This is a genomic window from Acinetobacter sp. TAC-1, from assembly GCF_029025845.1.
In the GTDB taxonomy this organism is placed as follows: domain Bacteria; phylum Pseudomonadota; class Gammaproteobacteria; order Pseudomonadales; family Moraxellaceae; genus Acinetobacter; species Acinetobacter guillouiae.
The window spans coordinates 3,618,445-3,631,150 of the sequence record NZ_CP118892.1 but is presented as its reverse complement, the minus strand read 5'-3'; the positions used below and the strand labels follow the sequence as shown (position 1 = coordinate 3,631,150).

At 38.8% G+C, this 12,706-nt stretch carries 21 protein-coding genes; all 21 read left to right on the top strand.

Annotated features, from left to right (window positions below):
• Window positions 1-7: 7 nt before the first annotated feature.
• The 21 genes from PYV58_RS16915 to PYV58_RS16815 all read left to right on the top strand — a co-directional run bounded on the left by PYV58_RS16915 (window position 8) and on the right by PYV58_RS16815 (window position 12,654).
• Window positions 8-559, top strand: a complete 552-nt coding sequence (locus tag PYV58_RS16915; RefSeq protein ID WP_275059614.1) for a hypothetical protein — start codon at window positions 8-10, stop codon at window positions 557-559.
• A 448-nt stretch (window positions 560-1,007) separates the two neighbouring features.
• Window positions 1,008-1,337, top strand: coding sequence for a hypothetical protein (locus PYV58_RS16910; RefSeq protein WP_275059613.1), 330 nt, complete (start codon window positions 1,008-1,010; stop codon window positions 1,335-1,337).
• Window positions 1,338-1,379: 42 nt separating this feature from the next.
• On the top strand, window positions 1,380-1,739 hold the full coding sequence (locus PYV58_RS16905) for a Gp49 family protein (RefSeq protein ID WP_275059612.1): 360 nt from the start codon (window positions 1,380-1,382) through the stop codon (window positions 1,737-1,739).
• Window positions 1,740-2,100: 361 nt separating this feature from the next.
• Window positions 2,101-2,310 (top strand): hypothetical protein, encoded by a 210-nt coding sequence (locus PYV58_RS16900; protein WP_275059611.1) that lies wholly within the window; start codon window positions 2,101-2,103, stop codon window positions 2,308-2,310.
• A 1-nt stretch (window position 2,311) separates the two neighbouring features.
• A complete protein-coding gene (locus PYV58_RS16895; protein ID WP_275059610.1) occupies window positions 2,312-2,491 on the top strand; it encodes a hypothetical protein in 180 nt (59 codons plus the stop codon).
• Between the two features lie 254 nt (window positions 2,492-2,745).
• A complete protein-coding gene (locus PYV58_RS16890) occupies window positions 2,746-3,090 on the top strand; it encodes an HNH endonuclease (protein ID WP_275059609.1) in 345 nt (114 codons plus the stop codon).
• A gap of 115 nt (window positions 3,091-3,205) precedes the next feature.
• The gene (locus PYV58_RS16885) at window positions 3,206-3,652 is read left to right on the top strand and encodes a phage terminase small subunit P27 family (protein ID WP_275059608.1); all 447 of its coding nucleotides are present in this window, start codon (window positions 3,206-3,208) and stop codon (window positions 3,650-3,652) included.
• 12 nt (window positions 3,653-3,664) lie between these two features.
• Window positions 3,665-5,359, top strand: a complete 1,695-nt coding sequence (locus PYV58_RS16880) for a terminase TerL endonuclease subunit (RefSeq protein WP_275059607.1) — start codon at window positions 3,665-3,667, stop codon at window positions 5,357-5,359.
• Between the two features lie 57 nt (window positions 5,360-5,416).
• Window positions 5,417-6,013: an HK97 family phage prohead protease gene (locus tag PYV58_RS16875; protein ID WP_275059606.1), complete on the top strand. Its 597-nt coding sequence runs from the start codon at window positions 5,417-5,419 to the stop codon at window positions 6,011-6,013.
• Window positions 6,010-7,350 carry a phage major capsid protein gene (locus tag PYV58_RS16870; protein WP_275059605.1) on the top strand — a complete coding sequence of 447 codons (1,341 nt, stop codon included), beginning with the start codon at window positions 6,010-6,012 and terminating at the stop codon, window positions 7,348-7,350. The genes PYV58_RS16875 and PYV58_RS16870 overlap by 4 nt, the downstream gene beginning before the upstream one ends.
• Window positions 7,351-7,440: 90 nt before the next feature.
• On the top strand, window positions 7,441-7,605 hold the full coding sequence (locus PYV58_RS16865) for a hypothetical protein (protein WP_275059604.1): 165 nt from the start codon (window positions 7,441-7,443) through the stop codon (window positions 7,603-7,605).
• A gap of 11 nt (window positions 7,606-7,616) precedes the next feature.
• Window positions 7,617-9,041, top strand: coding sequence for a phage portal protein (locus PYV58_RS16860; RefSeq protein ID WP_275059603.1), 1,425 nt, complete (start codon window positions 7,617-7,619; stop codon window positions 9,039-9,041).
• The gene (locus PYV58_RS16855; protein WP_004817444.1) at window positions 9,038-9,328 is read left to right on the top strand and encodes a head-tail connector protein; all 291 of its coding nucleotides are present in this window, start codon (window positions 9,038-9,040) and stop codon (window positions 9,326-9,328) included. Before PYV58_RS16860 ends, PYV58_RS16855 begins: the two co-directional genes overlap by 4 nt.
• Before the next feature lie 8 nt (window positions 9,329-9,336).
• Entirely contained in the window at window positions 9,337-9,600 is a 264-nt protein-coding gene (locus tag PYV58_RS16850; protein WP_275059602.1) for a hypothetical protein, read from the top strand.
• Between the two features lie 3 nt (window positions 9,601-9,603).
• Window positions 9,604-9,936, top strand: coding sequence for a phage head closure protein (locus tag PYV58_RS16845; RefSeq protein WP_275059601.1), 333 nt, complete (start codon window positions 9,604-9,606; stop codon window positions 9,934-9,936).
• Between the two features lie 2 nt (window positions 9,937-9,938).
• Window positions 9,939-10,403: an HK97-gp10 family putative phage morphogenesis protein gene (locus tag PYV58_RS16840; protein WP_275059600.1), complete on the top strand. Its 465-nt coding sequence runs from the start codon at window positions 9,939-9,941 to the stop codon at window positions 10,401-10,403.
• The gene (locus PYV58_RS16835) at window positions 10,400-10,765 is read left to right on the top strand and encodes a DUF3168 domain-containing protein (protein ID WP_275059599.1); all 366 of its coding nucleotides are present in this window, start codon (window positions 10,400-10,402) and stop codon (window positions 10,763-10,765) included. The genes PYV58_RS16840 and PYV58_RS16835 overlap by 4 nt, the downstream gene beginning before the upstream one ends.
• Before the next feature lie 73 nt (window positions 10,766-10,838).
• Complete coding sequence (locus tag PYV58_RS16830) at window positions 10,839-11,033, top strand: hypothetical protein (RefSeq protein WP_275059598.1); 195 nt, start codon at window positions 10,839-10,841, stop codon at window positions 11,031-11,033.
• Between the two features lie 64 nt (window positions 11,034-11,097).
• Window positions 11,098-11,574, top strand: a complete 477-nt coding sequence (locus PYV58_RS16825; protein ID WP_034616709.1) for a phage tail tube protein — start codon at window positions 11,098-11,100, stop codon at window positions 11,572-11,574.
• Window positions 11,574-11,990, top strand: a complete 417-nt coding sequence (locus PYV58_RS16820; protein ID WP_275059597.1) for a hypothetical protein — start codon at window positions 11,574-11,576, stop codon at window positions 11,988-11,990. The genes PYV58_RS16825 and PYV58_RS16820 overlap by 1 nt, the downstream gene beginning before the upstream one ends.
• A gap of 313 nt (window positions 11,991-12,303) precedes the next feature.
• On the top strand, window positions 12,304-12,654 hold the full coding sequence (locus tag PYV58_RS16815) for a hypothetical protein (protein WP_275059596.1): 351 nt from the start codon (window positions 12,304-12,306) through the stop codon (window positions 12,652-12,654).
• The last annotated feature ends 52 nt before the right edge of the window (window positions 12,655-12,706 follow it).

Genomic DNA, 12,706 nt, shown 5'->3' with positions numbered 1-12,706 from the left:
GGCAATTATGAACGCAGTAGCAGAGAAGTTTGAACAATTCGAGTGGTTGACTCATGGCATCACTGCTAAGTCACCGCAATTTAATGATGAGACGAAAGGCACAGGAGAGAAACCATTGGATTATCAAGATCGCTTGGGTGCTATTGCGTCATTAGATACACCACTTGAAAAGGCAATCACTTCAATTGTAATTTTTGGAGAGAATGCAAAAGGAGATTATGATTTTCTGTTAAACCACTTAGCAGGGATTATGGTCAAAGAGGCGGCACAGGATGGTAAGAAAGATCCTGATAAAATGACCTTGAAGCATTTGGCCTCATTGATTGCTCGTATGGTCCTAGATTTTGCTATCAACCCGGCAATGGAAGATAACTTTACAGCTAAAGGGCGTTTGTACTATGCAGGGATTGGTGAGAATAAAATGAATTATGAAGCCTATAGAAAATCTTGGAAGCAATACGAAACCATGATGATCCTATCAATTGAAGGTGCAATTAAATGTGCATCTGAAGGTGTAGAAAAGTATAGAAAACAGACCTATAAAGATGTGAAAAATTAAGCTTCCCAAAATAATGGGAATAGGATATATTAATTAATATACTGGTCGTATTACGGTTCACCCAAGACCAAACAGTTTTGATTTCCATACCCACCTACTCCAATACATGGGTATTTTTTTACCATTTTTTTGAAATATTATAGATAATCATTTATTATTAGATAGCAACTCAAAAAGTTGTAGATGCAAATGTTGACAGCTCGGAAAGACGAGTAGCTCACAGAAATGTGGGCTTTTTGCATTTCAGGAGAACAACATGCTCCGAATCAAACAAATCTTCTGCCGTCACGTTTGGGAATATTCAGATTTCTTTACGGTGAGAGAGTGTCGGAAGTGTGGGAAAATCAAAGCTATTTAGTGTTAAACTTAGACACATTTAAAACCTATATAATTTAATAAAATCATGTTGTTATGGTATAATTTAACTCTATAAAAGAGGGTTAATAAGATGAATAAATTTACAGTTGAAGATCCTTATGATTTAGACATTTCTAAGCTAACTCTTCGTGATGCATACGAGTTAAAAGGTCGACTGATTGATAAGATTGAATTATTAGAAAAGCAGGATAAGGTTAAAATACTAGACTGTGAAATTGATTTTGAGCAAGTTCATGTAGCACCCAAAGATTATGATGGACTTATAAACCGCTTAGTTGAATCTATTGAACAAAATAGGGCTAACAATGAGGATATTTCAAGAATTATGATTATCCCTAAAGCTGTAACCAAGATTGATTTTGATCAAAAGATCAAAGAGCAACAAGAATATGATAGCTAACCACCTCAACGGTGGTTTTTTAATGCCTAGGGGAAAGTGAAGATGTTAAACGAAAAGCAAATTGAACAAGAAATTCAAGACAAAGGTCTGAATGCACCACGATTAAAGCCCGATCTTATTGATTCAAAAGTCAGAGCAATTCGTTACCTAACAGGTGATATTGAACCTGCTTATGCTGTTGGTGATTGGGAAAGTGATAAAAGCACCCCGTGTTTAACCATTTGCATTTTAACCTTGGAAAATGGTTTTACAGTCACAGGTGAGTCAGCTTGTGCAAGTCCTGAAAACTATGATCGCATTATTGGTCAAAAGATTGCGTATGAAAATGCACGTAACAAGATTTGGCAACTGGAAGGTTATTTACTTAAACAAAAGTTGTATCAGGCTGAATTAAATAAATAATTCACAGCCTTTCGCTACATTTCCTTTGCCCCGAAAGGGGTTTTATTTTGTCTGGGAGAAAGTGGGATGAATATTACTCTGATTGGTTTAATCGTCATCCTAATTAGTGTGGTTTTGATTTATTTCTATTCATGGTACCAAGACTACAAAAATTGGAAGTATCACAAAAACAAACCAAGAGCTTTAAATCCTTGGTCGGATTGGTGAGATATGGGCAGAAACGATGCAACTCACAGAGTTAGAACTCACCTAGGTTGGGCACCAGCAAAGAAAATCAAAGGTAAATGGCATGTGTATGTGTTCAATAAGTGGAAAGAATACATAAATCAAAATGCTGAATTTATTTTGTTGTGAGGATCTCATGAAACATAAAAAACTTATTGAGCGTTTAGGTGCTGAGAAGATTCTAGATATTCTTGAAAACGCCCATGACGATGCTGTCTATTACGTTGATGAGTGGAATGAGCATTTTAAAGTTCATGGCTACTGTACAGATAAGTGCATCATTGGTGTTCACAATCCACAAACACACTATCGATTGGAAACTTTAAGAAAGTTTATTGGTGGGTGATATGAGCTGCCAAGGCTGTGAACAACGAAGACAATGGGTGAGGAATCAAAGTGAACGAGCAAAAGAACGAATGCGTAAAGTCCTGCGAGGTCTTGGTGTTATTGATCCAGCAGAACAACAAACTATTAGAACAGAACAATCAACTCATTCAGATCAACAACGAACAGGCAGCACAGATTAATCACTTGCTTGAGCATTTGGATTTGAAAGGTGAGAGTGAGAGTTCAGGGTATTTGGATGGGTGAGATATGCGAAGAGCTTTGATACTTAAACGGGTAGTTAACAATAAGAAGTGCGTTGCTATTCATGATGCTGAAACTGGTGAGATTCTAGCTGATCAATTGTCTTGTGAGATTGTGAATAAACCAGATGAGCCGCTTCATGCAATCGTCAAGATTGGATTGTGTGGAGTAAATAGAATAGTAGGTGATGAAGATGTCCCGTCCATGCCGTGAATGGGGTTGCCCTAACCTTGTTAAGTCACGCAGTCAGAAAGGTTATTGTGATGATCATGCAGATAAGCGCAGTAATTGGAACAAGCGACCAGAGCGAATGGGATCAACTACAGAACGCGGCTATGGTCATGCTTGGCGTAAGCTGCGTGAGGTTGTATTGAAGCGTGACAACTATCTCTGTGTGCAGTGTGGAAAGGATGGACGCTTGGCTGAGGCTACAGATGTCGATCACATATTGAATAAGGCCAAAGGTGGTACAGATTCAATTGATAATCTTCAATCACTGTGTGACTCGTGCCATAAAATCAAAACTGCAAATGAATGATAATCATTCTCAAATAAGGGAGGGGGGGAGGTGAAAAGTTTAATGCTTTTGCCGAAATGACCGCCCCCTTAACCACATTTTTACGTGAGCGAAATTAAAAATTGAGGGTCTTGACATGGGCGGGCGAAATGCGGTAGCTGGTGCAGGGCGTAAGCCAAAAGTCAAAGCAACTGGCGATACTGATTTTGATGATGTTTTTGATATTGATGTGCCTTTTCACTTAGAGCACATGGATCAAGCGGTCACAATGTGGAAGTCAATTATTCCTGAATTACTAAAAAGAAAAATATTAAAACTTACAGATATGCACAACGTTGAAATGTTCTGCATGGCCTATCACAACTTACGTGAAGCACAGCATGAAGTTGTTTTATATGGAATTACTATTCAAACAGAATCAGGAAGAGTTAAAAATCCAGCTTTAACTGCTGTCAATGAAGCATCAAAACAAATCGCTCAATTTGGCTCAATGTTAGGTCTAGATCCTGCATCACGTACACGCTTATTGGGTGGTGGCGGAAAGCCTAAGAACAACCCATTCGCAGAGGTAATGAACATGTAGTGAGGCCATTAAATGACAGCTTTCCCGAATGTTGATATTGCAAATAAGTGGGCTAAGCAAGTCGTTTTAAATAAAATCCCTGCATGTAAATGGGTTAAATTAGCCTGTGAACGCCACTTAAATGACTTAAAAAATAGCAAAAATAAAGATTTTTTATATAAATTTGACCCTAAATTAGCTGAAAAAAAGATAGCTTTCATTGAATTGTTGCCCCACACAAAAGGTGAGTGGGCAATGAAAAGAATGAAGCTAAGACTAGAGCCTTGGCAGAAATTTGGAATTGCTTGTACTTTCGGCTGGGTTCGTAAAAAGGATGGGTACCGTCGATTCAGGGAGTCTTATTGGGAAATTCCTCGTAAAAATGGTAAGTCAGCAATTGCAGCTGGTGTTGCTCTCAATATGTTTGCTAATGATGGTGAATCGGGCAGCGAGGTTTACGCTGGTGCGACCACCGAAAAACAAGCATGGGAAGTATTTAAACCAGCTCGATTAATGGCAGTGCGTTCACCTGATTTTGTTGAGGCAGCTGGAATACAGATAAATGCTGGCAGTCTTGAAATACCTGAAGATGGCTCATTATTTGAAACTATTGTAGGCGATCCGCCTGATGGACAGTCACCGCATTGTGCAATTATTGATGAATATCACGAGCATCAAACAAATGCACAGTACGACACTATGCAAACGGGTATGGGGGCGCGTCGTCAGCCATTGATGTTTGTTATTACAACATCAGGTTTCAATATTGATGGTCCTTGTCACGACTTGCGTTTACGTATTCAAGACATGTTGCTTGGTACAGTGCCAGATGATGAGCTGTTTGGATATATCTGGACCATTGATGAGGGTGATGAGTGGACAGATCCTAAGGTATTAGCCAAGGCCAATCCAAATTACGATGTTTCTGTTTATGGCGATTACCTTGAGTCACAGCAACGTAAGGCAATAAATAATCCATCTCGTCAAAATACATTCAAGACTAAGCATTTAAACATTTGGGTTTCTGCGCGTGAGCAGTACTTCAATATGGAAAAGTGGAATGCTTGTGCAGATAAAACCTTAAAGCTTAGTGATTTTGCTGAAGATAAATGTGTGATGCCATTAGATTTGGCATCAAAGATCGATATTTGTGCGCGAATCAATTTGTTTTGGCGAATCATAGATGGAAAGGTGCATTACTACTGTATTTCACCAAACTTCTACTTGCCACATGAAACAGTATTTGAAGGTGATGAAAAAGCACTTTTAGATCGGTACCAGAAATGGGACAACATGGGGCTTTTAGATGTTCATGAAGGAGCTGAAACAGATTTGGATTTGGTAGCTTCGGATTTAATCTCTGATTCGAAAAGTCTTTCAGTTATTGAAGTTCCTTACGACAACTGGGGTGCACGTTTAATTGCCAAACAGATTAATGATAGTGGTCTTGAAGCTGTTGAAGTAGCAAAGAACACTAAAAACTTTTCACCACCTATGAAAGAACTTGTTGCTGCGATTGCTTCAGGTCGATTCCATCATGACGGAAATCCTATTTTGTCTTGGATGGTTGGTAATGTGATCAGCAAACCAGATGCAAACAATAATGATTATCCCCGTAAACAGAAAAACATCTTCAAGATCGATGGAGCTGTGTGTTTGCTTATGGGGATTAATCGAATATTAGCCTTAGCTGGTGAGCCTGAGAAATACATCGTCCATTTTGTATAAATAAATCCAACTCAATAACCGCCTTAATTGGCGGTTTTTCATTTTAAGGAGAGCCAGATGCCAGCTCTAAAAAAATCATTTGGCTCTTTTGAAATCAAAAGCACAAATGATGAAAAGCGAACCTTTAAAGGTATAGCAAGCACACCTAATTCAGATCGAGCAAAAGACATCATGGTTCCAAGTGGTGCCAAGTTTGAATTGCCACTGCCTTTGCTTTTTCATCATGAACATAGCGCTCCGATTGGTCAGGTCATTGATGCAAAGGTTACGGATAAAGGGATAGAAGTTGAAATTCACATTCCTGAAATCGCCGAAGAAGGCAACTTAAAAGCCCGAGTCGATGAAGCCTATCAAAGCCTTAAATATGGATTGGTCAAAGGCCTATCAGTTGGCTTCTTGGCTGATTGGGAACAAGCCGAATTCATCAAAGGTGGTGGCATCCAATTCAATGATTGGGAGTGGTACGAGCTTTCCCTTGTGACTATCCCATGCAATCGCGAGAGTGCAACAGATTATTCGAAAGCTTTCGAGGAATACAAAGCCGCGTTGGGCAAAGAACCTCAGAAAACCGGTTCAGATGGCGTTTCATCTGAGCAAAAACACGTAATTGTAAAACTTAATAGCCCAACAAAGGGTGGAGTAAAATTAGTATGAATAAATATTTAAAACAGCTTCTTGATGCTTTGGCTGCTAAGAATCTTGAACTTCAAGGGCATATGACTAAATCACTAGATGCTGGTCAAACTCCTGATGAAGATACAGAAGCAGCGATTCAGGCTGTTGAAAAGGATATCGAAGCAATTGAAAAGAATATTGCACGTGTTCGTAAACAAATTGAAGAGGCTGACAAAGCTGCGAAATCAGCTACTCCAGTTGATGGTCAATCTGAACAAGGTGCCAAAGATACTGCAGAAGGCAAAACGACTAAAACAGTTGCTACTACTTCATCAAATCTTCCTAAAGGCGTTCCATTCGCTCAGTTTGCTCGCGCAAAAATGCTTGCATGCCACGAGCAAAAGCAAGGCAATATCCTTACAGTTGTGGAAGCCGCAAAACAACTTGGTTATAACCAGGACACGATTCAGTACATTGAAAAAGCAACACTTGGTACAACCACTGATGCTGGATTTGCAGCGCCTTTAGTCCAACAGGATACATATAAAGGTGATTTCCTTGAATTGCTTCGCAATGCAACAATTTTCGATAAATTGAAAGGTTTTCGCTCAGTTCCATTCAATGTGAAAATTAACGGCCAATTAACTGGTGGTACAGCTTCATGGGTTGGTGAAGGTCAGAAAAAACCTTTAACCAATCCAACTTTTGGCAGTATTGAAATCAAAGAGCATAAACTGGCTGCAATCACTGTTTACACGCAAGAACTTCTTCGTCGTGCAGATCCAGCAATTGACCAACTTGTATTAAATGATTTGATTGAAGCAACGAAAGTATTGATTGATACAACTTTCCTTGGTGCACAAGCCCAAACCGATACCACACCTGCAGGTGTATTAAATGGCGTGACTGCAATTACGCCTACAGGCACAACTGCTGCGCAAATCGAAGCAGACTTATTAAAGTTAATCGAAACTTTCATTACAGCAAACTTAAGCACTGACAATGCTTATTTCTTAATGAGCGAAACTCGCGCTATGCAATATGCTTTGCTTCGTGATGCTTTGGGTGGTGCCTACTTCAACGGAATGAGTTTTGCTGGCACCGCACGTACATTATTGGGTATTCCAGTAGTTACCTCCCAATCAGTTGGGGATAAAGTAATTCTTGTGAAAATGAGTGAATTACTGATTGCTCAAGATGGTGGTGTTGATGTTGCTTATAGCGATCAAGCTACACTTACAGATGGCTCAACCACACACAACTTATGGCAAGAAAACAAGTTTGCCATTCGTGTAGAGAAGTTCATTACTTGGGCTAAACGTCGTGCAATTGCATCTGCGTTTATCGATTATTCAAGCCAAGGTGGTGGTGCTTAATTAGCTCCTAATCGAAATTAACAAACAGCTCCTTAATTGGGGCTGTTTTCATATCTAAGCAATCAAAATGTTTAGCTATGGGAACAGTCTATGAAAATTAAATATTTAAAAGAAACTCATGATTCAAAAGTGGGTGATGTGAAGGAAATTCCAGATATTCAGGCGAATGTACTTGTAAAGCTGAATATTGCTGATATTTACCAAGAACAAAAGAAGCCAGCACCTAAGGCGAAACCATCTAAAACTGAAGAATAAAGGCGGATAAAATGGGATTTTTTGACAGACTATTTCGTAAAAAATCGCTATCGTCTGTCAATTCGGGCGGTGGCTTTACATCACTTTTTGTACATGAGCCTTATTCGGGTGCTTGGCAGAAGAATGATGAGTTAAGACGTGAGGATATTGTTGCTCACCCAGCAGTATTTTCTTGCATAAGTCTTATTTCTCAAGACATTGGGAAAATGTCACTTCTTCTAAAAAAGAAGCAAAGAAATATATATGTTGAAGCAGCAATTCCAGAAGATTTAAAGGTTCTTAAAAAACCGAATCACTATCAAAATTGGCAACAATTCTTAGAGTTTTGGCAGATATCAAAAAAGCTTAGGGGTAATGCCTATGCTTTAAAAATACGCGATGCTTTTGGTTATGTTTACCGTATTGTGATTTTAAATCCCGATCAAACTAAACCACTTGTAAGTGATAGTGGTCAGGTTTTTTATCAACTTGGTATGGATAATTTGAATCAAACTGAATCAGTTATTGTGCCTGCTTCTGAGATTATTCATGATCGTGAAAATTGCTTTTATCATCCCTTAGTGGGAATTCCTGCAATTACTGCCTATGGGTTATTAGCTGGTGTTGGCTTGAACATACTTCAAAACTCTAAAGCCTCATTTGGCAACATGAGTAGACCTAGTGGGATATTAACTGCACCTGGTGCAATCAACGAAGAAAAAGCCAAAGCCATTGGGTCAGCTTGGAATGCAAACTATTCAGGCGCAAATATTGGTAAAACTGCTGTACTTGGTGATGACTTAAAGTATCAACCTATTTCCATTTCGGCATCTGACGCTCAAACAATAGAGCAGCTAAAACTTTCAAATGAAATAATTTGCTCTGTGCTACATGTGCCAGCTTTTAAGGTTGGTATGGGTAGCATCCCAGCAGGTCAAAAAGTTGGCGATCTAAATGAAATCTATTATTCAGATTGCTTGCAGAGCTTAATCGAATCTTTTGAGAATTTACTTGATGATAGCTTAGGCTTGAAAGAGAGAGGATTAGAGATATTCCTAGATATTGATGCTCTTATTCGTATGGATAAAACATCTCAGATGGACTTTCAAGAACGTGGTGTAAAAGCTGGAATCTTTAAAATTGATGAAGCTAGAGCAGCATTTAATCGAGAGCCTGTTATCGGTGGTAATACGCCATACATGCAACAGCAAAACTTCTCACTGGAAGCATTAGCCAAACGTGATGCACAAGATGATCCATTTGGTAAAACCAACACTTCAAGTCAGCCAGCAGAATCAAAATCACTTTATAAAGGTGTTTTTAGTCAAAATTCAAATTATGAAGTAGGTGAATTTGTCACCAAGAATGGCTCACTTTGGCACTGCGAAAAGGAACATTCTGGCGAATTTAATCATGAAAACTTCAAATTAGCTCAAAAGAAATGGGGTGATGAATGAGTATTGTTAGTTTAGAAACCCTAAAAGAACATTTGCGCTATGACGATGATGACAATGACATGATGTTGCAGGGGTATTTAGACGCAGCAGATTCAGTGGTTAAAAACTACATCACAGATGAATTTGAATCTGAATATCCTAAGGCAATTCATCAAGCCATTTTGTTGTTGTGTGGATTTTGGGATAAGCACCGTAATGCTGAGAGTGAAACACCAGTAAACGGTAATTATCTTCCAATGCCTGTGCAGTCCTTATTGTTCCACTATCGTAAACCTACTGCAATTTGAGGTGAATCATGATTTCAGCATCACACGCAAGGAGTTTGCAAACAGATGTTCAAAAGGTACAACGATTAGGAATTATTGCTGAAACCAAAATCCTTGAAACCATAAAGACTGGAAATTCAAGGTTATTTTTGAGTATTGCGAAACAACTTTATTCGCGCCAAGAAGTTAAGCAACTCATAATAAACCTCTCTAGGAATGGATTTGAGGTGATTGAAGAAATACGCATGGGTTCTGAAGATTCAACATATTATAAAATTAACATTTGGTGGTGATGTATGGGACAAAGAGCAGGCGAACTACTCCACCGAGTAACCATTCAACATAAAATCACGCCCACCGATGAATATAACAATGAACTTGAGCCGATTTGGTCTGAATACAAAAAGCTTTGGTCTAAAGTTGAGTTTTTATCTGTAAAAGATACCTTAACTGCCAAAGCGGTTGGATCAGAAACCAATGCACGCTTAAAGATTCGCAAACGTACTGATATCACAACAGAAATGCGCGTGTTATGGAAAGATCAGACTTTTCAGATCGTTTCACCGCCTAAACCTGACAATGAAAACGCTGAAATTTATGTGACATTTGAGCTTAAATTATTGGGGTAGATATGGCTGATATTCAATTCGATATCCAAGGACTAGATCAACTCCAATCCAAACTAGAACGCCTCAATAATCCGCGTAAAGTAAAATCTATGGTTCGTAAATCATTAAGACAGGCAGCGAATATTGTTCGTGATGCAGCGCGTAATAATGCCAAGTTAATTGATGATCCCGAAACACGTGAGAAGATTTGGAAAAACATTAGTGTTCAAGCTGGAAAAACAAGAAATTTCAGTGATATTAAAATCCGAGTAGGTGTGAGAGGTGGTGCGTCATTCTCTAATCCAAACCCACCTAATTTGAGTGGTGGTGATACGAGGCATTGGCGTTGGGTTGAATTTGGATCTGTAAATAATCCAGCCGTACCATTCATGCGTCCAGCACTTGCGAACAACATTCAGCCTGTAACAGACAAGTTTGTTCAAATGTTGAATGACGAAATCGACAAAGCTTTAGCGAGTCCTACATGAGCGTATTACCAGTATTTATTGAACTGCAAAAATCCCCTGAAGTGGTTGCACATCTTGGTACACGTATTTATCAGGGTATTGCACCAACTAATAAAATATTTCCATATGCTGTTTGGAGTGGGATGGGGGATACACCATCAACAAATTTAGACTGTAGAGCACAGATTTCACAGCGGTATTTTCAGTTGGTTGTTTTTGACACTCAAGCGACAAGAGCAGAAATCATACGTGATGCGATTCTTAAATCCCTTCCATATCCTGATTGTACAGATGGTGACTTAATTCCCGACATGGATGAAATGATGGGTGATGTTAAAGTTTTCGGACGTGGCTTTGATGCGAATTGGTGGTTTGATCGCTAGAAAAAATTTTAATTATTTATTGTACGAAACCGCCGAAAGGAGGTTTTTTATTGCCTAAAACTTGGAGAAAGCCATGTTTGGAATGCTTGAAAGTCTAACCAAAGCAGCTGTTTCAGTTGCTGTCACTCCTGTAACTGCTGTCGTTGATGCTGTAATGATTCCTGTTGATGCCACTGAAGATGGCGAAGTATTTCAGCGCACAAAAAATACCTTAAACAATGCTTCTAAGAATTTTAATAAAGCAGTTAAGCCAAATTCAGAAAACTAAATTATTTAAACCAACTACCACCTTCGGGTGGTTTTTTTATGCCAAAAATTGAGGAGATCTACTCATGGCGAAGAAAGGCGTTTTATCTAATGGTACCGATGTGTGGATTGTCCATGGCACAGTACCTGTATTAACGAAAATGGGCTGTATCAAAGCTTTAGTGCTTGGGGATGACAGTGCGACAGAAGTAGATACAACCTGTTTGCAAGAAACCAGTACTAAAACTTCTGAATATGGTCTAAGTACACCGGGTGAAGGTTCAATTCAAATTGATACAGATCCTAAAAACCTATCACATATGACATTGCTTAAATTAGCAGCAGAAAAAGCCGAAGTTAAAGTTTATGTCGGATGGTCGGATGGTATTGCAGAGCCAACATTGGTGAGTGAAATTGATTTGCCTAAAACTCGCACATGGTCACACTTCACTGCAATCTTGCGTAAAGGCTCACCAGTGTTCGCTGTAGATGCAATGGTCAATCATACAATCCCTATGAAACGCCAAACAGAAGTAACTGAAGAATTTAAGGTGCAAGCATAATGGCTAAACTCACATTAAAGGCGATTCAAAAATCCATTGGTGTTGGTACTTTTGTAAAAAAACCAATTAAGTATCGTGGTGCCTCAGGGGAAGAGTTTTCAGGAGAGGTTTTTGTTAAGGTCCTTACTCATGATGAACTTGCGGTTACAGCGGATGTATGGGGTTTAAAAGACAATTCTGAGCTAACGATTGATCAATACCGTAAGGCATTGCTATATCACACCATTTATGAAGATGAAGAAACAAGACTCTTCTCCAAAGTTGAAGAAACTGGCTTAGTTTCAACTGAAGTCATTGGCGCTTTGTTTGATGCGGCTGATGAAGTGGTGAATTTCACGGGAAAGCTGTGGATCTCGAATCAGGAGAAGAATTCTGGTGCGAACTCGTCATCAACGGAATCGGCGGCAGAACAATAGCTGAAGCCAAAGCTAATATTTCCCGACCTGAATTAATGACGTGGAGATCCTACCGAGATAAGTATGGATCTCTTTTTTTTGGTCGTAGATTGGAACAGGAATTTGCAAGACTATTTGTTCGGTACTTTAACTCTCATGCTTCTGAGGATGAGCGAATAGAAGATGCAAGGGAATACATGCTCCATGAAGAGACACCTCCGACAAGTTTTGAAGAGGAACGCATGAAAGCTATTAAGAAGAAATCTACTTAGGTCGGTTTCTTTTTAACCCAATAATTAGTATCTTGGTCTAAATTTATAATTTAGGGTGGGGTATGAATAAATTAATAATGGCTTTTATATTGCTACAGTGTGGAAATCTTTTTGCGAAAGAGGTAAGTAAAGACCAAGAGCAAAATTGCCTAAATGCTATGGCAATTTCTGAGGCTGCAATGGCAATAAGGCAAAATGGCTTACCACTTGCTGAAGCATTGAATAATTTAAATAAAATGGTTGCGAAAGGCGAATCAACTGAAAAAGAGGCTTCTTTAGTGAAATTAATACTCAGAGATGCTTATAGCAAACCTAAGTTTTCTACTGAAAGCAATAAAAAAGAATCTATAAATGAGTTTTCTGCAAATTACTATTTAGCGTGTATGGAAGGTTATGAGTCAATCAACAAATAGCCTGTCTTAAAAGATTAGAACCGCCTTAGGCGGTTTTTTATTGCCTGGAGAA

Excerpts from the sequence above, each read along its gene's own strand:
- PYV58_RS16915 (WP_275059614.1), top strand. The coding sequence starts at position 8 with ATGAACGCAGTAGCAGAGAAGTTTGAACAATTCGAGTGGTTGACTCAT.
- PYV58_RS16910 (WP_275059613.1), top strand. The coding sequence starts at position 1,008 with ATGAATAAATTTACAGTTGAAGATCCTTATGATTTAGACATTTCTAAG.
- PYV58_RS16905 (WP_275059612.1), top strand. The coding sequence starts at position 1,380 with ATGTTAAACGAAAAGCAAATTGAACAAGAAATTCAAGACAAAGGTCTG.
- PYV58_RS16900 (WP_275059611.1), top strand. The coding sequence starts at position 2,101 with ATGAAACATAAAAAACTTATTGAGCGTTTAGGTGCTGAGAAGATTCTA.
- PYV58_RS16895 (WP_275059610.1), top strand. The coding sequence starts at position 2,312 with ATGAGCTGCCAAGGCTGTGAACAACGAAGACAATGGGTGAGGAATCAA.
- PYV58_RS16890 (WP_275059609.1), top strand. The coding sequence starts at position 2,746 with ATGTCCCGTCCATGCCGTGAATGGGGTTGCCCTAACCTTGTTAAGTCA.
- PYV58_RS16885 (WP_275059608.1), top strand. The coding sequence starts at position 3,206 with ATGGGCGGGCGAAATGCGGTAGCTGGTGCAGGGCGTAAGCCAAAAGTC.
- PYV58_RS16880 (WP_275059607.1), top strand. The coding sequence starts at position 3,665 with ATGACAGCTTTCCCGAATGTTGATATTGCAAATAAGTGGGCTAAGCAA.
- PYV58_RS16875 (WP_275059606.1), top strand. The coding sequence starts at position 5,417 with ATGCCAGCTCTAAAAAAATCATTTGGCTCTTTTGAAATCAAAAGCACA.
- PYV58_RS16870 (WP_275059605.1), top strand. The coding sequence starts at position 6,010 with ATGAATAAATATTTAAAACAGCTTCTTGATGCTTTGGCTGCTAAGAAT.
- PYV58_RS16865 (WP_275059604.1), top strand. The coding sequence starts at position 7,441 with ATGAAAATTAAATATTTAAAAGAAACTCATGATTCAAAAGTGGGTGAT.
- PYV58_RS16860 (WP_275059603.1), top strand. The coding sequence starts at position 7,617 with ATGGGATTTTTTGACAGACTATTTCGTAAAAAATCGCTATCGTCTGTC.
- PYV58_RS16855 (WP_004817444.1), top strand. The coding sequence starts at position 9,038 with ATGAGTATTGTTAGTTTAGAAACCCTAAAAGAACATTTGCGCTATGAC.
- PYV58_RS16850 (WP_275059602.1), top strand. The coding sequence starts at position 9,337 with ATGATTTCAGCATCACACGCAAGGAGTTTGCAAACAGATGTTCAAAAG.
- PYV58_RS16845 (WP_275059601.1), top strand. The coding sequence starts at position 9,604 with ATGGGACAAAGAGCAGGCGAACTACTCCACCGAGTAACCATTCAACAT.
- PYV58_RS16840 (WP_275059600.1), top strand. The coding sequence starts at position 9,939 with ATGGCTGATATTCAATTCGATATCCAAGGACTAGATCAACTCCAATCC.
- PYV58_RS16835 (WP_275059599.1), top strand. The coding sequence starts at position 10,400 with ATGAGCGTATTACCAGTATTTATTGAACTGCAAAAATCCCCTGAAGTG.
- PYV58_RS16830 (WP_275059598.1), top strand. The coding sequence starts at position 10,839 with ATGTTTGGAATGCTTGAAAGTCTAACCAAAGCAGCTGTTTCAGTTGCT.
- PYV58_RS16825 (WP_034616709.1), top strand. The coding sequence starts at position 11,098 with ATGGCGAAGAAAGGCGTTTTATCTAATGGTACCGATGTGTGGATTGTC.
- PYV58_RS16820 (WP_275059597.1), top strand. The coding sequence starts at position 11,574 with ATGGCTAAACTCACATTAAAGGCGATTCAAAAATCCATTGGTGTTGGT.
- PYV58_RS16815 (WP_275059596.1), top strand. The coding sequence starts at position 12,304 with ATGAATAAATTAATAATGGCTTTTATATTGCTACAGTGTGGAAATCTT.